We start from the raw sequence: 24,334 nt of genomic DNA, 5'->3' as shown, positions 1-24,334 counted from the left end.
GGTGTTAACGGGTTTTAATAACCAGACGATTACTCTGCTTGACTTCTTCCATAACGACATAAGTACGGGTGTCGTTCACACCCGGCAGTCGCAGCAAGGTTTCGCCCAGCAGTTTACGGTAAGCAGACATGTCCGGTACACGGGTTTTCAACAAATAGTCAAAATCCCCTGAAACCAGATGACACTCTTGAATTTCCTCAAGTTTCTGTACAGCAGCATTGAACTGTTCAAACACATCCGGCGCACCACGATTCAGAGTAATCTCAACGAAAACGAGAAGTGATGCATCCAGATAATGTGGATTAAGCAGCGCTGTGTAGCCCTGTATAAAACCCTGTCTTTCCAGACGGCGAACACGTTCTAAACACGGCGTTGGGGAAAGACCCACGCGTTTAGAGAGTTCGACGTTAGAAATACGCCCATCCTTTTGCAATTCATTAAGAATGTTACGATCAATACGGTCGAGATCTTTACCAGGGCGCTTCTTGCTATCTACCATTATTATTGTCTCTCTATATTCCTTCCCTACTCCTGCCATTTCCCCTTTACGTCACTGTTCGAGGATACGATTGAGAAGACCGCTTGCCCGAAAGCCACCATCGATATCCCACATGGCGTCTGTCCACACCATGGGAGGATGTCAATCGCACGGTAAATGCATCACTTTTCATACAGAACAGACATTCCACATAACAAGTATGCTTTTCTTCAACAAATGTTTTCGCAAAAGCCCAGCGTATTGTCAAAGTAAAACATCATTTTTTAGTGAAACGTGCCAGATTATAGTTGCAAGAGGTGATAATTCGTCATCTTTGTGTCTTTCTGACACCGTTTTTTTGTCTGTTATTTATTCATTTTAACTGATTTCGCGCGATTCATAGGTTTCATCTATTAGACATTTCGTTAACAACTTCGCTGCACCCTTTTTTTAACGTGACAAATTTCCTACAATCTTTCCCCAACTGTCTGCCAACAACAATGGGGATCTCATGGGCACGGCTAAACATAGCAAACTTCTTATTCTGGGCTCCGGTCCCGCCGGTTACACAGCCGCTGTGTACGCTGCGCGCGCTAATCTGAACCCGGTGTTAATTACCGGAATGGAAAAAGGTGGTCAATTGACGACCACAACTGAAGTCGAAAACTGGCCGGGCGATCCGAACGACCTGACAGGTCCGCTGTTGATGGAGCGTATGCATGAGCATGCGGCCAAATTTAATACTGAGATTATTTTCGACCATATCAGCCGCGTTGATTTATCTCAACGGCCTTTTCTGCTGGTTGGTGACAGCAGCGAATACACCTGTGATGCGCTGATTATCGCTACAGGCGCGTCAGCCCGTTACCTTGGCCTGCCTTCAGAGGAAGCATTTAAAGGCCGGGGGGTTTCCGCCTGCGCAACTTGTGATGGTTTCTTTTACCGCAATCAAAAAGTTGCCGTCATCGGTGGGGGTAATACCGCAGTTGAAGAAGCGCTGTATCTGTCTAACATCGCTTCTGAAGTACATCTTATCCACCGCCGCGAAACATTCCGTGCGGAAAAAATCCTGATTAACCGCCTGATGGATAAAGTGGCGAACGGCAATATTGTGCTGCATACCAACCGTACCCTTGAAGAAGTGACTGGCGACCAAATGGGCGTCAGCGGGTTGCGTCTTGCCAGCACTCTCCCTGATGGTGAAGCAGAAAACCTCGAGGTGGCGGGTCTGTTTGTAGCAATTGGTCACTCGCCTAATACCGCCATTTTTGCAGGCCAGCTTGAACTGGAAAATGGTTATATCAAAGTGCAGTCAGGGATTAACGGCAACGCAACGCAAACCAGCGTCCCAGGTGTCTTTGCTGCTGGCGATGTCATGGACCATATCTACCGCCAGGCTATCACTTCCGCGGGTACTGGCTGCATGGCCGCACTTGATGCAGAACGGTATTTGGACGGTTTGTCTGAAACAAAGTAATTGATCCAAACACATAAGGCGACTTAATAGGTCGCCTTTCTTTTCTGCGCGTTGTAACATTGCCTCGCCTAGCCGCCTGTCGGCGCACTTAATCAACCCGGCAAACCGAACGCAATGAATAAAACCCGTCAACAAGAACTGACTCTCTGGCTGAAAAAGCAAAGCATTCTCTCACGTCGCTGGCTCAGCATTTCCCGTGTCCTCGGTACGTTAAGTGGTATCCTGATTATCGCTCAGGCCTGGCTACTTGCCTCGCTACTTAACCAGATGATAATGGAGAAGATCCCCCGGGAAGCTCTGTTGCTCTCTTTCGCATTACTGATTCTGGTATTCATTCTGCGTGCCTGGGTTGTCTGGCTGCGCGAGAAAGCCGGTTTCCATGCAGGGCAACATATTCGCCAGCATATCCGCAAACAGGCACTTGAACGTCTGCAACAAGCAGGGCCTGCATGGATTCAGGGGAAACCCGCTGGTGCATGGGCAACGCTGATTCTTGAGCAAGTTGAAGATATGCAGGACTTCTATGCGCGGTATTTACCACAAATGTCACTTGCCGCCATCGTGCCATTGTTAATTGTGATTACGCTGTTTCCGGTCAACTGGGCCGCAGCACTGATTCTGCTTTGTACCGCCCCCCTCATTCCATTGTTTATGGCAATGGTAGGTATGGGGGCCGCAGATGCCAACCGGCGTAACTTTCTGGCGCTGGCTCGCCTGAGCGCTCACTTCCTCGACAGGCTAAAAGGGATGGAGACGCTGCGTATTTTTAACCGTGGCGAAGCAGAAATTAACGCTATGGGTGAGGTATCCCGCGATTTCCGCCAGCGAACCATGGAAGTGCTGCGTCTGGCATTCCTCTCCTCAGGAGTACTGGAGTTTTTCGCATCGCTGTCTATCGCCCTGGTTGCTGTGTATTTTGGCTTTTCCTATTTGGGTGAATTCAATTTTGGCCATTATGGTACAGGTATTACCCTGTTCGCTGGTTTTCTGGCACTGATTATGGCGCCAGAATTCTTCCAGCCACTTCGTGATTTGGGCACCTTTTACCACGCTAAAGCCCAGGCAATTGGTGCAGCAGACAGTTTGAAAACCTTCATGGAAGCACCGCTGCAATACCCGCAACAAGGTACACAGAGACTGGAAGATGTGCCTGTTACCCTGGAAGCGCAGGACCTGGTTATCCTTTCAAACGAAGGACATACCCTTGCCGGACCACTCTCGTTCACCATTAATCCTGGTGAGCGTATTGCGCTGGTCGGCGTGAGTGGTGCTGGCAAGAGCTCCCTGGTTAACCTGCTTTCCGGTTTCCTCGCTTATGAAGGAACACTCACCGTCAATGGTACCGAATTCCGCGAAATTGACCTCACCACCTGGCGTCATCTCCTGAGTTGGGTTGGGCAAAACCCGCTCCTGCCAGCAGACACTCTGCGAGACAATATTCTGCTTGGCGCGCCGCAAGCCAGTGAAGAACAATTCACCGATGCCATGCAACGTGCCTGGGTACATGAGTTTATCGGCCAGTTACCAAAGGGAGTTGATACCCGCACTGGCGACGGAGCATCACGCTTATCAGTCGGCCAGGCACAACGAGTTGCCGTTGCACGAGCGCTGATACAGCCCTGCCGCTTGTTGCTGTTGGATGAACCCGCAGCCAGTCTGGATGCACAAAGCGAACAACGTGTTATGCAGGCACTTAACGATGCAGCCTTACAGCAAAGTACACTGATGGTGACTCACCAGCTTGATACTATAAAAAACTGGGATCAAATCTGGGTTATGCAGGATGGCAAAATCGTGCAGCAAGGCAATTTCTCTGAATTAAGTAGTCAAACCGGCCCGTTTGCTGATTTGCTGCAACATCGTCAGGAGGCTATCTGATGAAAGCATTATTTCCCTGGCTGGCTCTGTGGAAGCGCCATAAGTGGCTGATGCTGCTGGGTGTTATTCTCGCTATCATCACCCTGCTTGCCAGTATCGGGCTGTTAACGCTGTCTGGCTGGTTCCTTTCTGCATCCGCTGTTGTCGGTACCGCTGGTCTGTATAGTTTTAATTATATGTTGCCGGCTGCCGGTGTCCGTGCCGCGGCGATACTTCGTACCGCAGGGCGTTATTTCGAACGGCTGGTCAGCCATGAAGCGACATTTCGCGTACTTGAACATCTGCGCGTGTTCACGTTTAGCAAATTGCTGCCCCTCTCACCTGCCGGGTTACAACAATTTCGCCAGGGTGACGTTCTGAACCGCGTAGTGGCAGATGTGGATACGCTGGACCACCTTTACCTGCGAGTTATTTCACCACTGATTGGTGCGCTGGTTGTCATTTTAGTCGTCACTTACGGGCTGAGCTGGCTCGACCTTCATCTGGCACTGACACTGGGCGGTATAATGTTGTTAACCTTGCTGGTGATGCCTCCCGCATTCTACCGTGCCGGTAAACAAAACGGCGAACAGCTGACGGCCCTGCGCGGTTTGTATCGCCAGCGTCTCACAACCTGGGTTCAGTCCCAGGCCGAGCTGAGCCTGTTTGGCGCCAATGCCCGTTACCGTGAAGAACTGGATGAGACAGAATATGCGTGGCATGAAGCGCAACGCCGCCAGGCCGGGCTAACCGCATTGTCTCAGGCGCTGATGTTGCTTGCCGGAGCGACTGCTGTCGTCGTGATGTTGTGGCTGGCTGCCGGTGGTGTGGGCGGCGATACATCTCCCGGCGCACTCATTGCCTTGTTTGTTTTCTGTGCCTTAGCCGCTTTTGAGGCGCTGGCGCCTGTGACAGGTGCGTTTCAACACCTTGGGCAGGTGACTGCATCTGCCGTGCGCATCGGGCAACTTACTGAACAACAGCCAGTGGTAAACTTCAGCGCAGCCAGTGCTACACAACCCGCTCAGGGTGAGCTGTCGATTAACCAGGTGAGCTTCAGTTACCCGGGCCAGCACCAGCAAGCCCTTACTGATATTTCGCTGCAAATCAGCCCCGGGGAGCGTATTGCTTTATTAGGGCAAACCGGCTGCGGCAAATCTACTTTGCTGCAAATTCTCACACGCGCCTGGGATCCACAAAGTGGTGAAATCCATATTGGTAACACACAACTCTGCCACCTGGATGAATCGGCATTACGTGCATCCATGAGTGTTGTTCCCCAGCGTATTCATTTATTCAGTGCCACGTTGCGCGATAATTTGCTGCTGGCATCACCTGGAGCCAGTGACCAGCAAATCAGTGCGGTTCTGGAGCAGGTTTCTTTGCAAAAGTTACTGGAAGGTGAAGGTCTTAACCAGTGGCTGGGTGAAGGTGGGCGTCAACTCTCCGGCGGTGAATTACGCCGTATTGGTCTCGCCCGCGCCCTGTTGCATGATGCTTCCATTTTATTGCTCGATGAGCCAACAGAAGGACTTGATGCGCAGACAGAACACCATATACTCGACTTGATTCATCGTGTTACTCAGGGCAAAACCGTATTGATGGTCACTCATCGTCTTAGCGGGCTCGCAAATTTTGACAAAATAATTGTGATGGACAATGGGCGCATTATTGAGCAAGGTACTCACGCAGAGTTGCTGGAACAAATGGGGCGCTATGCGCAGTTTTGCCAGCGGTGAAATATCACCGGTAAATGTTCACTATCTGCATACTATCGGTGAAGATTCTGGCTGTATCAGCCGATAATCATTGGTGCGTATTTCTGTTTGTACGCGCATAGTGACGATGACAGGCCCTTATTCACTCTTCTGCCGCAGCCAGCGCCAGGCAGATTGAATATGCGTGTTTTTCTTTGCAACTTTTTGTCGTGTGGAGTCCGGTTGTATGCGCCTTGTGCAACTTTCACGTCACTCTATTGCTTTCCCCTCGCCAGAGGCTGCGTTGCGCGAGCCAAATGGCCTGTTGGCATTAGGGGGGGATCTTAGCCCATCACGGTTGATGATGGCCTACCAGCGCGGGATTTTCCCCTGGTATTCGCCAGGGGATCCCATTCTCTGGTGGTCGCCGGATCCCCGGGCGGTGCTCTACCCTACCCTATTTCATATCAGTAAAAGTATGCGGCGGTTCCATCAGCGTTCCCCTTTTCGCGTTACGCTGAATTATTGTTTTGAGCAAGTGATTACTGGGTGTGCTGATGACCGCGATGAAGGCACATGGATTACCCCTGACGTGAAAAGTGCCTGGATACGCCTGCATGAACTGGGGCATGCTCATTCGATTGAAGTATGGCAGGGAGAACAACTGGTTGGCGGGATTTATGGTGTAACACAGGGAAGATTATTCTGTGGTGAATCCATGTTCAGCCGCCAGGAAAATGCTTCTAAAACTGCACTGCTGGTGTTTTGCGACTATTTCGCCCGCCAGGGTGGAGAATTAATAGACTGCCAGGTTATCAACCCTCATACCCAGTCTCTTGGTGCAGTGGAAATACCCCGTCGTACTTATCTTGATGAACTGGATCGCTTGCGTAAACAGCCTTTGTCTCATTTATGCTGGGTTCCTCAGGTAATATTTAGCGGGCCTCGCTGGAAACCTTCCCCGGTTGAATAATGTGTTACGCATATTTTTATTGAGGGTGGTATAATCATCGCCGCTCAGATTTCGGCACCGCCTTTTCACCGTAGAGGAATTGCCTTTCAGGTACCCCGCGCGTATTCCATTTGTGTTTTTGCCAGATGATGGGGACAGCTTTGCTGGGCCTGGGCGGGCATGTGAAAAAGTGGCGTAATGGAACAATAAACACGAAATCTTTACATGATACGAGAACTTCGGCATTATCTTGCCGGTTCAAAACTATGGTAGTGATACCCCGAGGATTAGATGGCCAAAGAAGACAATATCGAAATGCAGGGCACCGTTCTGGAAACGTTGCCGAATACCATGTTCCGCGTTGAGCTGGAAAACGGTCACGTTGTAACTGCTCACATCTCCGGTAAAATGCGCAAAAACTATATCCGCATTCTGACAGGTGACAAAGTTACCGTTGAACTGACCCCGTACGACCTGAGCAAAGGCCGCATTGTCTTCCGTAGTCGTTAAGTGATTTTTTATCATCGCAACTGCGGTGTGTATTTTGCACAATATAAAGGCCAGTGAGCTGGCTTTTATATTGATGAAAGATCTCTGGTACAGCGATTACGGTTCGCCAGATTTTGCAGCTTGTCGCTCAATTGAGGTTATCTGTAAAAACCTCCCCCTTCCGCGTACTGAAAATCATTATCTGGTGTACCTAAACTGCGCCAGGTCTTAACCTCATTAAAAAGGCCAGGTAAATACCTGGCCTTTTAACAGCGACTTAACGCAACAACTCACTGTTGGCTCATCCGTCAGTGAGCTGCTTCAGGCTTGTGTTTTTGCGCGCTCTGGAAATCGTACGTCAGCTTGTCTTTCGCCGTATCCAGTTCCACAGTCACCTGTCCACCATCCACCAGTGAACCAAACAGCAATTCATTCGCCAGTGGTTTTTTCAGGTTATCCTGAATCACTCGTGACATGGGACGAGCCCCCATCGCACGATCATAGCCTTTATCGGCCAGCCAGTTACGCGCATCCTGGCTCACTTCCAGTGACACACCCTTCGCATCCAGTTGAACCTGCAATTCCACAATGAATTTCTCAACAACCTGGTGAATCACATCAGTGGAGAGGTGATTGAACCAGATAATGTTATCAAGGCGGTTACGGAATTCCGGCGTGAACACTTTCTTGATCTCTTCCTGAGCATCGGTGCTGTTATCCTGCTGAATAAGCCCGATGGATTTACGTTCCGTTTCACGGACACCGGCGTTAGTCGTCATAACCAGCACTACATTACGGAAATCGGCTTTGCGGCCATTGTTATCCGTTAGCGTCCCGTTATCCATCACCTGCAATAACAGATTAAACACGTCCGGATGCGCTTTTTCGATTTCATCAAGCAGCACAACCGCATGAGGATGTTTAATAACCGCATCAGTCAGTAATCCCCCCTGGTCGAAACCGACATACCCAGGAGGTGCACCAATCAGGCGACTAACCGTATGGCGTTCCATGTATTCGGACATATCGAAACGCAGTAACTCAATGCCCATGGCTTTTGCCAGTTGCACAGTGACTTCCGTTTTACCGACTCCGGTAGGGCCAGCAAACAAGAACGACCCCACGGGCTTATGCTCATGACCAAGCCCGGCACGGCTCATTTTGATTGCTTCGGTTAATGCCTCAATGGCTTTATCCTGGCCGAATACCAGCATCTTCAGGCGATCGCCAAGGTTTTTCAGCGTATCACGGTCACTGGCAGAAACGGTTTTTTCCGGAATACGAGCAATGCGCGCAACAACAGACTCAATATCACTCACATTAACCGTTTTCTTACGGCGACTAACCGGCATCAGGCGGCTACGCGCACCAGCTTCATCAATGACATCAATGGCTTTATCTGGCAAATGGCGATCATTGATATATTTAACTGACAGTTCCACCGCCGCACGTACCGCTTTCGCTGTGTAACGGACATCATGGTGGGCTTCGTATTTGCTCTTCAGCCCGTTGAGTATCTGGACAGTTTCTTCCACACTCGGTTCAGTAATATCGATTTTCTGGAAACGACGCGCTAATGCACGATCCTTTTCGAAAATGTTACTGAATTCCTGATATGTGGTTGAGCCAATAACCCGAATCTTGCCGCTCGACAGCAACGGTTTAATCAGATTAGCAGCATCCACCTGACCACCAGATGCCGCCCCGGCACCAATGATGGTATGAATTTCGTCAATAAACAGGATGCTGTTGGTATCCTGTTCGAGCTGTTTAAGCAGTGATTTAAACCGTTTTTCAAAATCACCACGGTATTTGGTGCCCGCCAACAGCGAACCGATGTCCAGTGAGTAAATAGTGCAGTCAGCCATCACTTCCGGTACATCGCCTTTCACAATACGCCAGGCAAGACCTTCAGCAATCGCTGTTTTACCCACGCCAGACTCCCCCACCAGTAGCGGGTTGTTCTTACGGCGGCGGCACAATACCTGAATTGCCCGTTCCAGTTCTTTATCGCGGCCAATGAGCGGATCTATCCCGCCAACACGGGCAAGCTGATTTAAGTTGGTGGTGAAGTTTTCCATACGATCCTCCCCGCCTGCCTGCTCTTCATTGACTGGATTTTCTGCACCACCGGAAGGTGCACTTCCTGATTCGTCTTTACGCGTGCCGTGTGAAATAAAATTCACCACATCCAGACGGCTGACTTCGTGCTTACGCAGCAAATAGGCCGCTTGTGACTCCTGTTCGCTGAAAATTGCCACCAGCACATTCGCACCAGTAACTTCACTGCGGCCAGAAGACTGAACATGGAAAACAGCCCGTTGCAACACACGTTGAAAACTCAGCGTAGGCTGTGTATCACGCTCTTCTTCTGTCGCGGGCAGAACCGGTGTGGTTTGTTCGATGAAGGACTCAAGTTCCTGTCTCAGCGTTGCCAGATCTACTGTGCAAGCTTCCAGCGCCTCGCGGGCTGAAGGATTGCTGAGCAGAGCCAGTAACAGATGCTCGACAGTCATAAACTCATGTCGGTGCTCACGCGCTCTGGCGAAAGCCATGTTTAAACTGAGTTCCAGTTCTTGGTTGAGCATAGGCACCCCCCTCAATAGATTGCCTTAATCAGGCTTTTTCCAGCGTACAAAGCAACGGATGCTCGTTCTCCCTTGCATATTTGTTCACCATTGAAACCTTGGTCTCCGCTACTTCGGCAGTGAAAACACCGCAGATAGCTTTTCCCCGATAGTGAACAGTAAGCATCAGTTGCGTTGCGCGTTCTACATCATAAGAAAAGAACTTTTGCAGCACGTCAATAACAAATTCCATCGGCGTATAATCATCATTCATCAGAATGACCTTGTACATGGATGGTGGTTTTAAAGCATCTTCCAGTTTATCTGTCGCAAGTTGTTCAAAATCAAACCAGGAGTTCGTCTTTCCCATCGCCAGTCTTCATCATTTCAGGTTAGCAGACCGCAAAAAATAACCAGCCTTGAGTTTCATAAAACACATACTGAATCTAACTCAGATGCAAGATAAGTATCAGCTATTAGTGCCATTCGCGACTTTGCTCACAATTATGCAAATAGCGTTAACTGCTTCAAATTTTAGCGCATTTCTCACGTTTCCGGCAGCCAGATCTCTTGACGCTGTGCGTGATTTATCTAAATTGTACTGTCGTGCATTGGTGGTGTTTTAACCAGAAAACAGTGCACTTACCGGCAGTTCCATCTCTACTTAAATAAAAAGCTAAAGGATGTCGAAGCATGGAAACGGGTACAGTTAAATGGTTCAACAATGCCAAAGGGTTCGGTTTTATTTGCCCGGAAGGCGGCGGCGAGGACATCTTCGCCCACTACTCTACAATACAGATGGACGGTTACCGAACTCTCAAGGCTGGGCAGGTCGTCAGGTTCGATGTACATCAGGGCCCTAAAGGCAACCACGCAAGTGTTATCGTTCCTGTTGAAGCTGAACCAGTCACTTAATGTTTCATTCTCATTGTGAACATACCTCTGTCAAAATGCCAGTCACCTCGCCTGGCATTTTTCTTGATTTTTAAACCAAACTTGCGGTTTCTCACCCGGTGTTGCGGTTCTCCATTCTGACTACATGGGGGCCCACACACCAAATTCAAACCATTTTGTTCACAACTTACTCATCGGCCTTAAACAAAGTATCGGCAGCAAGGAACATCCCTTGATACCGATTATGTGATGTACCCCAAGTCCGGCTAATAAAATCTGATGTCTTCAATCGGCACGCCCACGGGCCAGCCAGATAACCCGTGAAAACATCTTTTTGAATAACGGCGGAATAGCCTCCAGCCCTCTTTGTGCCGAAACAGCCGCGATTTCAATTGCCAGATCGGGTTTTGAAGAACGATGAATCGCTTTCGTAATAATGCGCCGGGCATTCATCGGGATATTTTCCGGCAACTGTGCAACGCGATGAAAAACATCATCAAACCCTTCCCGGTACATAAAATGCTCCATATCCGGTGCAGGTAGTGGCGTCAGATGATCCCGCTCCAGCTCGCGGTTATGCTCCAGTAAACTGCGCACTGTAGCTGCATATTTCTTCCCGGCCTCATCACCATCTACCAGCACATGCCACTCAATCCCCATACGGCGGGCAAAACGAATCAAGGGCTTCAGACCACACTGCGCAAATTCAATAACCCGTACCCCTTCTGCATCGAAATGGTAACCACACTGGCGTGCCAGCTCGTTCATCATCCATACCTCGGTTTCCCCCTCTACCAGCAGCCAACAACGGGCGAATAACGAAGAAGCACGGTTGAACCGGATATGGAAGGCGATACGGCGGCTGTCCTCGGCATTTAACCCTACCGACCCAAGACGCCATGACGAAACACGGGATGATTCACGCACCAGGCGACACACTTCTCTTACCGGAGTCAGTGAGAGTAGTTCCCCCGAATTGGTAGTAGTGATACGTTGCAGGGGAAGTAAATTGAGCAACTGCCAGGCAACCGACAACATAATGGGATGCAGACGGGTTTCCGGGTCTTCCACCAGCAACAGTGGCCGGGCATCCCGATGGAGTTGAACCGCGCCTTTCGCCTGCAACAGCGTGGCAAACATGCCAAGCAGGATCATTCGATGATTGCGTCCACCGGGACGGTCAATCAGTTGGTTAATAACATCCAGGTAACGCCAACTGCGTTGCTCATCATAAGAGCGTTTACGCATCAGGCGGTATTGTCCATTGTCATTACTCTGTTCAGAAAAATAATGTTCCAGTAGCAGCACCATGGCGGAAAGCCCCTGGCGGAGCTGACTATTAGTAAGGTTCTGTGGGCGCCTTACCAATTCCTTTGCCAGCAGATCCAGTTGCTGGGCGGTCATTTCCGTTTCTACAGGTTGCGCCAACCTCTCACCGCGCCGGCGCCGCAAAAAACGTGCATCTCGCAGACGCAGTACCGGGTTCAGGCGGCAAACATGCTCAGCGAGGTTATTGATGTTACCTAAACTGAGCGGTTGACCATATTGATCCAGAAATGAACGTAATGTAATGACACTGTCATCATCTGCCAGAGCCCCCTCAAGACGATAAAAAATACGCCGGTGTTCATCCCCACTTTCAGTCCAGAGTGGCTCCAGACACCGGTAACGCCGCCCAAGATAATGCCCGGGTGCGGTTTCACGGAAAGTAAGAATGATATGCAGGTGATGCTCCCGGCCAGCGACATCGCCAGGAGGAAAGTAAAAATCATCTTTTACAAAATGATAGAGTTTCTGGCCCGGAGACAATAACAGAGTCAGTGCGTCAAGCAGGCTGGATTTCCCCCAGGCATTCTCGCCAATCAGAACATTATTTTGCTCAAGCGTTAACGACAAACGGTTGATACCCCGAAATCCGACTATCTCGACACGTTCAAGCAGCATAGCCACTCCTGTTTGCTTCTGGCGATGCACAACGCAACGCATTGTTTTCTCAGTATAGCGGGGGAATAAACCAGAAGACATGCCTGAACTCTCAACCAGGGTAAAAACTGGTAAATAATGGGGTATCCCATTTTTCCCTTGTAGCAGTAATAAATCAATTATACAGAAATAACCCATAAGTAAGAATTTTCCACCACCTTAACAAAAGTTATCTACACTTTTTTTGTTCGTGATAATATCTATAAAAAGTGAACAAGTCATATATCAACTCACCAGTCTGCTTCTGGTGATCATTGGTATTCCTATTAATGCGCAACCCTTTATTTACATGGTAACGCATGGCTTTTTCTTAATTTATATTCGTATCTTAAACACAAAAATTATCTGTCTTTTTAACGAGGTGAATATGGCCAGAAAATTAGCAGCAGAATTTTTTGGAACATTCTGGTTGGTCTTTGGCGGTTGTGGTAGTGCAATCTTTGCGGCAGCTTATCCAGAATTAGGCATTGGTTTTGTTGGGGTGGCATTGGCATTTGGGTTAACAGTGTTAACCATGGCTTTTGCTGTTGGACATATTTCTGGCGGCCACTTCAACCCTGCGGTAACGCTGGGTTTGTGGGCAGGAGGGCGCTTTCCTGCCAAAGAGGTCATTGGCTATATTGTCGCTCAGGTTATTGGCGGCATTGTTGCCGCTGCTATTCTTTATTTAGTTGCCAGTGGCAAAGCAGGTTTTGACGCAGCAGCCAGCGGTTTTGCTTCAAATGGTTATGGTGAGCATTCACCAGACCATTATTCGATGACCTCCGCGATTATTATTGAAATTGTCCTGACTTGCGGTTTCCTGTTAGTTATTCATGGTGCAACAGATAAATTTGCACCTGCGGGCTTTGCCCCTATTGCAATTGGCCTGGCATTAACGCTTATTCATTTAATTAGCATTCCAGTAACTAATACATCCGTCAACCCGGCCCGTAGCACTGCTGTGGCTATTTTTCAGGGTGGCTGGGCATTGCAGCAACTTTGGCTCTTCTGGGTAATGCCAATTATCGGCGGTATTCTGGGTGGTCTTATTTACCGGACTTTATTAGAGAAACGCCAGTAGCCATCCATAAATGAGATTATTTATTATACAACTATTAGCTTTTTCTGCCTTCATGCCCGGTTTACCCGGGCTTTTTTACGCCTGCTGAGATTACTGTTGTAACAACTATTTATCATTCTTTACTCAATGCCCTTTTTTCGCTAGTGTGAAGTTTCTTACTACTTCTCTCATGGATGTCGTCTTAAATGCTCGCGGGACTGCTTATTATTCTTCTGCCCCTCATTCTGGGGTATCTGTTACCATTCAAGAGCCGTTCTGCGCTAAAGTTTATTAACCGGATGTTAAGCTGGATTGTCTATATCATTCTGTTTTTCATGGGGATAAGCCTGGCATTTTTGGATAATCTGAGTAGCAACCTGGTGGCGATATTCCATTATGCCGCCGTGAGCGTTTTTGTCATTATCACCCTGAATATTGGCGCACTGTGGCTGCTGGAATCGCTGCGCCCGTGGCGCCACCAACATCAGCAAGAAGCACTGCCATCACGCCTTGCCATGGCGCTGGAATCACTCAAGCTTTGCGGCGTCGTTGTTGCCGGTTTTGTTCTGGGCATGAGTGGACTGAGCCTGCTACGCCATGCCACACAAGCCAGTGAGTACACCTTAATATTTCTTCTGTTTCTGATAGGTATTCAGTTACGTAACAGCAGCATGACACTAAAGCAAATTGTCCTGAACCGCCGTGGGATGATGGTCAGTGGCGTAGTGATAGCCAGTTCATTGTGTGGTGGTGTTATCAATGCATTTGTACTCGGTCTGCCTCTAAAGGCCGGGCTGGCAATGTCTTCCGGTTTTGGCTGGTATTCATTGTCAGGTATTTTGATGACGGAGTCCTGGGGGCCGGTCATTGGTAGTGCCGCATTCTTCAATGATCTGGCCCGCGAATTGATTGCTATCATGCTTATTCCCGGCCTGATTCGCCACAGCCGTTCTACCGCGCTGGGTATTTGTGGCGCTACCTCCATGGATTTCACACTGCCAGTACTGCAACGCAGTGGCGGGATAGAGATTGTGCCGCCCGCCATTGTGCACGGATTCGTACTAAGCCTGTTAGTCCCTGTATTGATGGCTTTCTTTTCTCATTAACCCGGTTATTGGCGGTAGCAATGCCGCCAAAAATTGCGGTAAATCAAACTAAGATAAAGTTACATTTAAAATACCTTTTCTCTGCACTCTTCTGCTTTTACTCTTAAACATGTATTTTAAATATAACTTTAAGGGTTCAACTATGTTTTGTGTGCAATGTGAACAAACAATGCGGACGCCAGCAGGTAACGGTTGCGCATGGGCTCAAGGGGTTTGTGGGAAAACAGCTCAAACATCCGATCTGCAGGATCTGCTGATTGCCTGCCTGCAGGGACTCTCAGTATGGGCGACAGAAGCCCGTGCCAGAGGCATCACCGATAACGACACAGACAGTTTTGCTCCTCGTGCATTTTTCGCCACACTCACCAATGTTAACTTCGATTCACCGCGTATTGTGGGTTATGCTCGTGAAGCTATTGTGCGCAGGGAAAGCCTGCGCCAGCGCTGCATGGCTGTCTCTCCAGATCTGGTGGTAAACCACCCGATGGCTGATATTACCCTTGTCAGCGAAGACCTGGGCGAGCTGCAGCGCCAGGCTGCACAGTTTGCGCCCAACCGCGACAAAACAGAGATTGGTGAAGATATTCTCGGCCTGCGTCTGTTGTGCCTGTACGGGCTTAAAGGTGCAGCGGCTTACATGGAGCATGCGCATGTGCTGGGCCAGCAAAACGACGATATCTATGCCCGTTACCATAAAATTATGGCATGGTTGGGTACCTGGCCTGGTGATATGTCTGCACTGCTGGAGTGTGCGATGGAAATCGGTCAGATGAACTTTGCAATCATGCAAATGCTGGATGCCGGTGAAACCACGGCATACGGCCACCCAACTCCGACTCAGGTGAATGTCAAACCCGTCGCCGGTAAATGTATTTTAATTTCCGGGCATGACCTGCGTGACCTGCAGAATTTGTTACAACAAACAGAAGGCACAGGCATCAATATTTACACCCACGGTGAAATGCTGCCAGCCCATGGGTATCCGGAACTGCGTAAATACAGCCACCTGGTGGGGAACTACGGCAGTGGCTGGCAAAACCAGCAAAGCGAATTCGCCCGCTTTCCTGGCCCCATCGTGATGACATCCAACTGCATCATTGATCCATCTCGTGAAGCTTATGATGACCGCATCTGGACCCGCAGTATCGTTGGCTGGCCGGGTGTTAAACACCTGGAAGGTGATGATTTCGCACCAGTAATTGCTCAGGCACAACAGATGCAGGGCTTCCCGTACAGTGAAATTGAGCACTTAATTACTGTCGGCTTTGGCCGCCAGACATTACTGGGAGCGGCAGACACATTAATTGACATGGTCAGCCGGGGCGTGTTGCGCCATGTTTTCCTGGTTGGCGGGTGCGATGGTGCCCGTGGAGAGAGGAGCTACTTTACCGATTTCGCAACCCAGGTACCAAATGATTGCCTGGTGCTGACTTTGGCTTGCGGAAAATACCGGTTCAACAAACTTGATTTTGGCACGCTTGAAGGCCTGCCTCGCCTGATTGACGCAGGCCAGTGCAACGATGCCTATTCCGCTATTATGCTGGCTGTCACTCTGGCTGAAAAACTGGGCTGTGGCGTAAATGACTTGCCACTCAGCCTGGTGCTATCCTGGTTTGAACAAAAAGCCATTGTAATACTTCTGACACTGCTATCGCTGGGTGTAACCAATATTGTCACTGGCCCAACAGCACCTGCATTCCTCACCCCTAACCTGCTTTCTGTCCTGAACGAAAAATTTGGACTGCGCCAAATCACTTCCGTTGAGCAGGATATGCAGCAGTTACTCGGTGCATAAAGGTATAAGGAGCAAGGCTGATGACGATACCCAACCCACGTTGCCCGCACCGCATGCAGGTACATCATATTATTCAGGAGACGCCAGATGTGTATACGCTGGCACTCATTTGCCATGATTTTTACCCCTATAAGCCAGGGCAATATGCTCTGGTGAGTATTGGTAACACCCCGGACACCGTGCGTGCCTACAGCCTGTCATCCACACCGGGAGTCAGCCCGTTTCTGTCACTGACTATCCGCCGTATTGAAAATGGCACCGGGTCACAATGGCTGACCCGCGAGGTTCACAGTGGTGACGAACTGTGGCTGTCAGAAGCACAAGGGGATTTCACCTGTGCAGATAAATCTGCGCACAGTTGGTTACTGGTTGCAGGTGGTTGTGGCGTCACACCGATTATGTCGATGTACCGTTGGTTACAGGCTAAACGCCCGGAGGACGATGTTCAGGTGATTTACTGTGTGCGCAGCGAACAGGACATTATTTTTGCCGGCGAATGGCAAACCGTCCCGGTAACACTGGTGGCAGAACAGGGAACACAAGAAGGCATACTGAGTGGGCGCATTACCGCTACGCTGATTAACAGCGTGCCCAATATTGCTGGCCGTACCGTGATGACCTGCGGCCCTGCCCCCTTCATGACGCTGGTCGAATCCCTGGCCCGGGAAGCCGGAGCCACAGAAGTACACAAAGAGGCTTTCTTTATTCCTCCCATTAAACAGCCTGGCGGAGGCAAGCTAACCTTTACAACCCACTCTCCACTCAGAAACTTCCAGGCTCCTGTTGGCCTGAGTTTGCTGGAAGTACTGGAACAAAATCAGGTTGCGGTGAACAGTGCCTGCCGGGCGGGTGTCTGTGGTTGTTGTAAGACACGCATTACCAAAGGCAAATACCAGGTCAGCAGCACGGCAACCCTGACAGAGCAAGAAATTGCCGAAGGTTATGTGCTGGCTTGTGCCTGTCAGCCACAAAGTGACCTGGAACTGGCCTGACTCGCTGGCTACTCGTGGGAAAAGCGAGTGTTGCATGGTTGTTTAGTAGTAGCGCAAACAGGGCGGTTCCGGTAAAACAGAGGCTTCTCTTCGCAAAAACAAAGGAAGCCTCGTGATTGATTTACGCAGCGACACCGTAACCCGCCCCAGTTTTGCTATGCGCGAAGCCATGATGAACGCCCCGGTTGGGGACGATGTCTATGGTGATGACCCAACAGTCAATTCGCTGCAGGATTATGCGGCACAATTGTGCAACAAAGAAGCTGCACTGTTTTTGCCAACAGGTACGCAGGCAAACCTGGTCGCGTTACTCAGTCACTGTGAACGCGGAGAAGAGTATATTGTGGGCCAGGGTGCCCATAATTACTTATACGAAGCCGGTGGGGCCGCTGTATTGGGCAGTATTCAGCCTCAACCAATTGATGCCGCGCCCGATGGTACATTACCACTGGATAAAGTAGCGGCGAAAATCAAACCTGACGATGTGCATTTTGCCCGCACCCGCCTGCTCAGTCTGGAAAATACCCACAATGGCAAAGTGCTGCCCGTAGATTATCTCGCCAGCGCCTGGTCCTTTACCCGTGAACGAGGGCTTGCCCTGCATATTGATGGTGCGCGTATTTTCAATGCCGCCGTCGCCAGCCAGTGTGAACTGCATGAACTCACCCAATATTGCGACTCGCTGACTATTTGCCTTTCAAAAGGCCTTGGCGCACCCGCAGGCTCGCTCCTGATAGGTAGCAAATCTTATATCTCACGCGCATTACGCTGGCGAAAAATGTGCGGCGGAGGTATGCGCCAGGCAGGGATCCTTGCTGCGGCCGGGCTGTACGCACTCAAAAACAATGTGACACGTTTGCAGGATGACCACGATAACGCCGCCTGGCTGGCACAGCAGTTGCGTGAATGTGGTGCGGATGTCACTCGCCAGGATACTAATATGCTGTTTGTACGCGTACCCCAGGATAAAGTTCAGGCACTGAGTGAATACTTCTCCCACAAACAAATCTTGCTTAATGCAGCACCGGTAACCCGCATTGTCACACACCTTGATGTTGACCGTGAGGCGTTACAAAACGTTGTTGAAAACTGGCGTGCGTTTTTCAACAACTGATGGAACAAACTACATTGCGTATTCTGGTGCTCGGAGCCAGCGGTTATATTGGACAGCGTCTGGTTCCGCGGCTGGTGGCCGAAGGGCACCAGGTTATTGCTGCGGCCCGCAATGTTAGCTGGCTGGAAGACCAGCATTGGGAAAATGTACAATGCCACCAGGTTGATCTCCTCAAAAACGGTAGCCTGAAACCACTGCTGCACCAATGTGATATCGTCTACTACCTGGTTCACTGCATGGGCGATGGTGCGGACTTTATTCAGCGAGAGGCCCGTTGCGCCCGCCACCTGCGTGATGAACTGAAACAATACCCGGTCAGGCACCTGATTTTTGTCAGCGCATTACAACCCCGGGAGCCAGATACCCGCTCTGGCCATATGCTTGCCCGTTACCAGACTGCACAAATTCTGGGTGAAGCTGGCGTTCCGCTCACCGAGTTGCGGGCAGGGATTATTGTCGGTGCCGGCTCTGCAGCGTTCGAAGTCATGCGCGATATGGTTTACAACCTCCCGCTACTGACCCCGCCACGCTGGGTGCGTTCACGCACCAGCCCCATCGCCCTCAATGACTTACTTTATTACCTGGTGCGGCTTGCGTTTTATTCCCCCGATGGACACCAGGTTTTCGAAGCCGCAGGCCCGGAAGTGCTCTCTTACCAGGAGCAATTTCACCGTTTTATGGCTATCAGTGGTGTTCACCGCCCACTGGTTGCCATCCCTCTTCCGGTACGCTGGATCTCCGTGTGGTTTTTGCACCTGATAACGTCAGTGCCCCCTGCGACTGCTCAGGCACTGATTCAGGGAATAGCTCATGACCTGCTCCCGGATGCCAGCCAGTTGCAACAACTGTTCCCACGAAAGCTCACCACTTTTGATGATGCCGTGCGTAAGACGCTGGAAGAAGAACAACACCTTGCACATCCCAGTGACTGGGGGTTTGATGAATACGCCCATGCCCGCTGGCAACCTGAATACGGCTATTTCCCCAAACAGGCAGGCCACACCCAGAGCACTACCGCTTCAGCAACCGCTTTATGGCAGGTGATAAACCAGGTAGGAGGGAAAGAAGGCTTTTTCTTTGGTGGCCCACTGTGGGCGACACGCGCCCTGATTGACCGGTTACTGGGCCACCCCTTACCCAAAGGCCGCCCTGGCAGGCTTTGGTTGCAAAAAGGCGATAAGGTGGATAGCTGGAAAGTGCTGATAGCAGACCCGGAGAAACAGTTAAGTTTATTATTTGGCATGAAAGCACCAGGACTGGGTCGTCTGTGTTTTACCCTGCGGGATAAAGGCGATTACCGGGAAGTGGATATTCGCGCCTGGTGGCATCCTCATGGCTTCTCAGGGTTACTCTACTGGTTGGTGATGATCCCCGCACATTTGTTTATTTTTCGTGGCATGGTCAGACGAGTCATTCAGTTGGCCGAACAATCTGGTAAAAAAACCTCGGATTAACCTGTTTTCTTACCACCAGCCCATTGCATGTGTGCGCTTTTCACGGAAAAATGCGCACGTCATTTCAACAGAAAGCTGAGTTTACATGAAGGTACTGATCACAGGTGCAACCAGTGGCCTGGGCAGAAATGCGGTGGAATACCTGCGCCACAAAGGTGTCAGTGTACGTGCCACAGGAACCAACGCAGCCATGGGGCAACTGCTGGAAAAACTGGGTGCAGAATTTATCCATGCCAACCTGACAGACCTCGTCTCTTCGCAGGCAAAAGCGATGCTTGCAGGGGTCGATACCCTGTGGCATTGCTCCAGTTTTACCTCCCCATGGGGCACCCAGGATGCTTTTGATCTGGCGAATGTCCGGGCGACCCGTCGCCTGGGTGAATGGGCTGTAGCCTGGGGCGTGCGGAATTTTGTCCATATCTCCTCACCTTCACTCTATTTCGATTACCACCACCACCATAACGTACATGAAGATTTTCGCCCGGTGCGTTATGCCAACGAGTTTGCCCGTAGTAAAGCGGCGGCCGAAGATGTCATTCATCACCTTGCGCAGTCCAACCCGCAAACCCGCTTTACGGTTTTACGCCCACAAAGCCTGTTCGGGCCCCATGACACAGTGTTTTTCCCCCGGCTGGTACAAATGATGCGCCACTATGGCAGTATTTTGCTGCCGCGCGGCGGCGATGCTGTGGTGGATATGACCTACCAGGAAAACGCGGTGCATGCCATGTGGCTGGCAAGCAGTGAAGCCTGTGACAAACTGCCATCCGGGCGGGCGTACAATATTACTAATCAGGAAGCTCGCCCATTACGGTTAATCGTGCAACGCCTGATTGATGAACTGGGTATAAAGTGCCGAATTCGTTCAGTGCCTTACCCCATGCTGGATATGTTTGCCCGCGGTATGGAACGTTTTGGCAATAAAGCGTCGCGTGAACCTGCGTTGACTCACTACGGCGTATCCAAACTCAATTTTGATTTCACACTAGATACACAGCGAGCGGCAACAGAACTGGGCTACCAGCCGGTTATTTCTCTTGATGAAGGCATCCACCTGACTGCTGAATGGCTAAAAGACCATGGGCGGTTGCGTTAACGTTTTTTGCTATTCTCTCATTAACCAACTGGCGCGCAGCTTTTATGGATTGCGCGCTTTGGTTTTATGGCGCGGCCGGGCGTATCATTTCTCGCCCGTGCTTATACAAAAGCCATTAGTGATGCGGGTATTTTTCCAGTAATGCGCGGGCAATTGCTTCGGTCTGGGCATCTGGGTTGCCATCATACTTTGCCGGGCGAAAATGCATCTGGAAAGCAGCCACTACCCGGTGTTGTTCTGCATCGCTCATCCCGGGCGTCACTTCATAACCATAGCGTGAAAGCAACGCCAGCATTTCGGGCATGGGGACAGGCTGCCAGGCGGGGCGCCCGGCAAGATAGACCGTAACCCGTGCCGTGTCGGGCCAGGCGCCAATGCCTTCGTGTGCCAGCATTTCCCATGGAAATAACGGGCCGGGGTCTTGTTTACGTTGCGGTGCGATATCTGCGTGGGCCACTACATTTTGCGGCTTGATGTGATAGCGCTGAATAATATCGCGCGCCAGAGGGATTAAGGCATTAATCTGCATAACAGGAAAAGGGGCAAAACGTTTCACGCCATGTTCCCGCATCCACCCGGCATTCTCCAGCTCAATCCCAACAGAAACATCATTTAACCGGGTAGTACCGCGCCAGTAACTGACCCCGGCATGCCACGCAATATCACTTTCAGGAACCAGTTGCCACACCAACGGTTTATCACCCGGCTTGGGTTGTTCTTGCGCAATTAAATAGTGAGCACTGACATTATTGCCAACCAGTGTGCTCAGGGATGTATCGAAATCACCAGCGGTGTAATGAATCACCAGTATGCGCACACGGGGGAAAGCAGCATAAGCATGCTGGCTGGTATTAACCTCGTAGGAACCCCGGTCTTCAATGTCATTATTGCCACGGCAACTCACCAGTAACAGCGCCAGCGAAAAATAAATAAATGCCTTCATCATGACTGCATCATTCCTGCCATTGTTCACTTTTGTTTCCCCAAAAGGAGTGAATACCGGGGAAAAACATCCTGTTAAGGACAACTATCTTACGCTCTTAGCACAACTGCACCAACCGAATAACACGGAACAAGCTATTCTCTGTAAGAGTTATATTTGTTCACATCCGTTTTCAAAATACATAAGGAAATAATAATGCGTAAAACATTGGCCGGTATCTCTCTCGCCAGTACGCTGGTTCTCAGCGCCTGTACCACTGTGACCCCAGCCATTAAGGATACCAGCACTCGCGTGGGTCCATGTGCAGATGGCGGCCCGGACAGCGTCGCACAGCAATTTTACGATTATCGGGCAAATCACCATAGTGCAACTGATATTGCCGGGTTACGCCCTTACCTGAGCGACAATCTGTGGCAACGGGTACAGCAGCAGAACAGTACGCTTAAATTCTCCAGTTTTACTCCTGCCCCGGACAGCGCAAGTGTTGCCAGCGCTTCAACCATTCCCAATAGTGATGCGCGAAACATCCCACTGCGTGTAACTATTAAGCAAGGAACAAACGAAGGTAAAGACGAAGTGCTGATGGTGCGTGAAGGCCAGTGCTGGGTAGTGGATGACGTTCGTTACCTGACTCCGTCCAGCACGGCGGTCGCAGGAACTCTTCGCCAGTCACTTGAACGCCACTAACTGTAGCCGGCGGCCAATCTCTGCGGGTCAGGAAAAGTAAACCGTATAAATAGTCTGGCATTTTGTTAAATGACCGACATTTATACTCACCTCCCCCTGACCCCGCTATCTTATGCTACATTTATCCAGACTACCCAGTTGAATTTAAGTTTTAACCCATAAATATTGCATAAGTATTCTGTGAACGTTACTATTTGCGGCCTCAATAGCTATTCGACTGCTTCGCATGAGTATTCAACTAAACAGCATTAATTGCTTCTACGGCGCGCATCAGGCGCTGTTCGATATCACCCTGGATTGCCCTCAGGGCGAAACGCTGGTGCTGCTTGGCCCGAGTGGTGCAGGCAAAAGTTCACTGCTGCGGGTACTTAACCTGCTGGAAATGCCACGTTCCGGGACGCTGAACATTGCAGGCAACCAGTTTAATTTCACCAGGACTCCCAGTGACATGGCAATTCGCCTGTTACGCCAGAATGTGGGTATGGTGTTTCAGCAATATAATTTGTGGCCGCATCTGTCTGTGATGCACAACTTAATTGAAGCCCCCTGCCGGGTGTTAGGCCTGAGTAAAGATGAAGCCCGCGTCAGAGCGGAAAAGCTTCTTAACCGCTTGCGCCTTACCCCGTACAGTGACCGCTATCCATTACATTTATCTGGTGGTCAGCAACAGCGCGTTGCCATTGCCAGGGCACTCATGATGGAACCACAGGTTTTGTTGTTTGACGAACCGACTGCCGCGCTAGACCCGGAAATTACAGCGCAGATAGTCAGTATTATTCGTGAGCTTTCAGAAACGGGGATCACTCAGGTCATCGTGACCCACGAAGTGGAAGTCGCACGTAAAACGGCCAGCCGTGTTGTGTATATGGAAAATGGCCACATTGTTGAACAAGGCGATGCGTCCTGCTTTAGCGAGCCGCAAACCGATGCGTTTAAACAGTATCTCTCTCACTGATGTTGTTTGGGAAATGACAATGAAAAAAGTAATTATTGCCACGCTGCTTGCCAGCCTGAGCCTTTCTGCAACTGCAGCACAGACAATCCGTTTTGCAACAGAAGCCTCCTACCCTCCGTTTGAGTCTATGGATGCCAGCAACAAAATCGTTGGTTTCGATGTTGATCTGGCTAATGCATTGTGCAAACAAATTGATGCAACCTGTACATTTACCAACCAGGCATTTGACAGCCTGATCCCCAGCCTGAAATTCCGCCGTTTTGATGCAGTGATGGCCGGGATGGATATTACTCCTGAACGTGAAAAACAGGTGCTGTTCACCAAACCTTATTACGACAACTCTGCACTGTTTGTTGGCCAGAAAGGTAAATACACCACAATTGCTGAACTGAAAGGCAAAAAAGTGGGTGTGCAGAACGGTACCACGCATCAGAAATTTATTTTGGATAAACATCCGGAAATCACGGTTGTACCTTACGACAGCTACCAGAACGCTAAACTGGATCTACAAAATGGCCGGATTGACGCAGTATTCGGTGATACTGCAGTCGTCACCGAATGGCTGAAAGCAGACCCGAAACTTGCAGCGGTGGGCGATAAAGTGACAGATAAAGACTACTTTGGCACAGGCCTGGGAATTGCTGTTCGTATGGGTAATACCGAGTTGCAACAGAAATTCAACGCCGCGCTGGACAAAGTAAAAGCTGACGGAACATACACCGCCATCTACAACAAATGGTTCCAGAAGTAATCAAC

Annotated in this window: 21 protein-coding genes; 16 read left to right on the top strand and 5 right to left on the bottom strand. The window is 50.1% G+C overall.

Annotated features, from left to right (window positions below; translation table 11 throughout):
* Positions 1–4 precede the first annotated feature (4 nt).
* Positions 5–499 (bottom strand): leucine-responsive transcriptional regulator Lrp, encoded by a 495-nt coding sequence (lrp, locus tag MPHASIOC01_RS02900; protein ID WP_000228469.1) that lies wholly within the window; start codon positions 497–499, stop codon positions 5–7.
* A 490-nt stretch (positions 500–989) separates the two neighbouring features.
* On the opposite strand from lrp, the gene trxB reads away from it, so the two are divergent.
* The 5 genes from trxB to infA all read left to right on the top strand — a co-directional run bounded on the left by trxB (position 990) and on the right by infA (position 6,971).
* On the top strand, positions 990–1,955 hold the full coding sequence (gene trxB, locus MPHASIOC01_RS02895; protein WP_353613884.1) for a thioredoxin-disulfide reductase: 966 nt from the start codon (positions 990–992) through the stop codon (positions 1,953–1,955).
* 114 nt (positions 1,956–2,069) lie between these two features.
* Positions 2,070–3,833, top strand: coding sequence for a heme ABC transporter permease/ATP-binding protein CydD (locus tag MPHASIOC01_RS02890; protein ID WP_064599965.1), 1,764 nt, complete (start codon positions 2,070–2,072; stop codon positions 3,831–3,833).
* Entirely contained in the window at positions 3,833–5,551 is a 1,719-nt protein-coding gene (locus tag MPHASIOC01_RS02885; RefSeq protein ID WP_064599963.1) for a heme ABC transporter ATP-binding protein/permease CydC, read from the top strand. The genes MPHASIOC01_RS02890 and MPHASIOC01_RS02885 overlap by 1 nt, the downstream gene beginning before the upstream one ends.
* 205 nt (positions 5,552–5,756) lie before the next feature.
* Positions 5,757–6,482 carry a leucyl/phenylalanyl-tRNA--protein transferase gene (aat, locus tag MPHASIOC01_RS02880; RefSeq protein WP_064599961.1) on the top strand — a complete coding sequence of 242 codons (726 nt, stop codon included), beginning with the start codon at positions 5,757–5,759 and terminating at the stop codon, positions 6,480–6,482.
* A gap of 270 nt (positions 6,483–6,752) precedes the next feature.
* A complete protein-coding gene (infA, locus tag MPHASIOC01_RS02875; RefSeq protein ID WP_001040187.1) occupies positions 6,753–6,971 on the top strand; it encodes a translation initiation factor IF-1 in 219 nt (72 codons plus the stop codon).
* A 287-nt stretch (positions 6,972–7,258) separates the two neighbouring features.
* Here the strand turns inward: infA and clpA are convergent, their stop codons facing one another.
* On the bottom strand, positions 7,259–9,538 hold the full coding sequence (gene clpA / locus MPHASIOC01_RS02870) for an ATP-dependent Clp protease ATP-binding subunit ClpA (protein ID WP_064599959.1): 2,280 nt from the start codon (positions 9,536–9,538) through the stop codon (positions 7,259–7,261).
* Between the two features lie 28 nt (positions 9,539–9,566).
* Positions 9,567–9,887, bottom strand: coding sequence for an ATP-dependent Clp protease adapter ClpS (gene clpS, locus MPHASIOC01_RS02865; RefSeq protein ID WP_064599957.1), 321 nt, complete (start codon positions 9,885–9,887; stop codon positions 9,567–9,569).
* A 323-nt stretch (positions 9,888–10,210) separates the two neighbouring features.
* On the opposite strand from clpS, the gene cspD reads away from it, so the two are divergent.
* Positions 10,211–10,432 (top strand): cold shock-like protein CspD, encoded by a 222-nt coding sequence (cspD, locus tag MPHASIOC01_RS02860; RefSeq protein ID WP_036107699.1) that lies wholly within the window; start codon positions 10,211–10,213, stop codon positions 10,430–10,432.
* Between the two features lie 264 nt (positions 10,433–10,696).
* Here cspD and MPHASIOC01_RS02855 read toward each other — a convergent pair whose 3' ends face one another.
* Complete coding sequence (locus tag MPHASIOC01_RS02855) at positions 10,697–12,355, bottom strand: ATP-dependent endonuclease (protein ID WP_064600271.1); 1,659 nt, start codon at positions 12,353–12,355, stop codon at positions 10,697–10,699.
* Between the two features lie 406 nt (positions 12,356–12,761).
* On the opposite strand from MPHASIOC01_RS02855, the gene aqpZ reads away from it, so the two are divergent.
* The 7 genes from aqpZ (at position 12,762) to MPHASIOC01_RS02820 (ending at position 20,993) form a co-directional block, all read left to right on the top strand.
* A complete protein-coding gene (gene aqpZ, locus MPHASIOC01_RS02850) occupies positions 12,762–13,457 on the top strand; it encodes an aquaporin Z (protein ID WP_064600269.1) in 696 nt (231 codons plus the stop codon).
* A 185-nt stretch (positions 13,458–13,642) separates the two neighbouring features.
* Positions 13,643–14,542, top strand: a complete 900-nt coding sequence (locus tag MPHASIOC01_RS02845) for a lysine exporter LysO family protein (RefSeq protein ID WP_353613883.1) — start codon at positions 13,643–13,645, stop codon at positions 14,540–14,542.
* Between the two features lie 142 nt (positions 14,543–14,684).
* A complete protein-coding gene (hcp, locus tag MPHASIOC01_RS02840; protein ID WP_353613882.1) occupies positions 14,685–16,337 on the top strand; it encodes a hydroxylamine reductase in 1,653 nt (550 codons plus the stop codon).
* Positions 16,338–16,357: 20 nt separating this feature from the next.
* A complete protein-coding gene (gene hcr, locus MPHASIOC01_RS02835) occupies positions 16,358–17,329 on the top strand; it encodes an NADH oxidoreductase (RefSeq protein ID WP_353613881.1) in 972 nt (323 codons plus the stop codon).
* Positions 17,330–17,441: 112 nt separating this feature from the next.
* On the top strand, positions 17,442–18,443 hold the full coding sequence (gene ltaE / locus MPHASIOC01_RS02830) for a low-specificity L-threonine aldolase (RefSeq protein ID WP_353613880.1): 1,002 nt from the start codon (positions 17,442–17,444) through the stop codon (positions 18,441–18,443).
* On the top strand, positions 18,443–19,897 hold the full coding sequence (locus MPHASIOC01_RS02825) for a DUF2867 domain-containing protein (RefSeq protein ID WP_353613879.1): 1,455 nt from the start codon (positions 18,443–18,445) through the stop codon (positions 19,895–19,897). The genes ltaE and MPHASIOC01_RS02825 overlap by 1 nt, the downstream gene beginning before the upstream one ends.
* Positions 19,898–19,982: 85 nt before the next feature.
* Positions 19,983–20,993, top strand: coding sequence for an NAD(P)-dependent oxidoreductase (locus tag MPHASIOC01_RS02820; RefSeq protein WP_064599945.1), 1,011 nt, complete (start codon positions 19,983–19,985; stop codon positions 20,991–20,993).
* A 115-nt stretch (positions 20,994–21,108) separates the two neighbouring features.
* Here MPHASIOC01_RS02820 and MPHASIOC01_RS02815 read toward each other — a convergent pair whose 3' ends face one another.
* Positions 21,109–21,936: an N-acetylmuramoyl-L-alanine amidase gene (locus tag MPHASIOC01_RS02815; protein WP_405027762.1), complete on the bottom strand. Its 828-nt coding sequence runs from the start codon at positions 21,934–21,936 to the stop codon at positions 21,109–21,111.
* 195 nt (positions 21,937–22,131) lie between these two features.
* Here MPHASIOC01_RS02815 and MPHASIOC01_RS02810 point away from each other — a divergent pair, with 195 nt between their 5' ends.
* The 3 genes from MPHASIOC01_RS02810 to artI all read left to right on the top strand — a co-directional run bounded on the left by MPHASIOC01_RS02810 (position 22,132) and on the right by artI (position 24,329).
* Complete coding sequence (locus MPHASIOC01_RS02810) at positions 22,132–22,623, top strand: lipoprotein (RefSeq protein ID WP_353613877.1); 492 nt, start codon at positions 22,132–22,134, stop codon at positions 22,621–22,623.
* A 226-nt stretch (positions 22,624–22,849) separates the two neighbouring features.
* Positions 22,850–23,578: an arginine ABC transporter ATP-binding protein ArtP gene (gene artP / locus MPHASIOC01_RS02805; protein ID WP_064599938.1), complete on the top strand. Its 729-nt coding sequence runs from the start codon at positions 22,850–22,852 to the stop codon at positions 23,576–23,578.
* A 19-nt stretch (positions 23,579–23,597) separates the two neighbouring features.
* Entirely contained in the window at positions 23,598–24,329 is a 732-nt protein-coding gene (artI, locus tag MPHASIOC01_RS02800) for an arginine ABC transporter substrate-binding protein ArtI (protein ID WP_064600267.1), read from the top strand.
* The last annotated feature ends 5 nt before the right edge of the window (positions 24,330–24,334 follow it).

Source organism: Mangrovibacter phragmitis (assembly GCF_040429585.1).
Taxonomy (GTDB): Bacteria; Pseudomonadota; Gammaproteobacteria; order Enterobacterales; family Enterobacteriaceae; genus Mangrovibacter; species Mangrovibacter phragmitis.
This window is presented reverse-complemented; position numbering and strand designations above follow the sequence as displayed.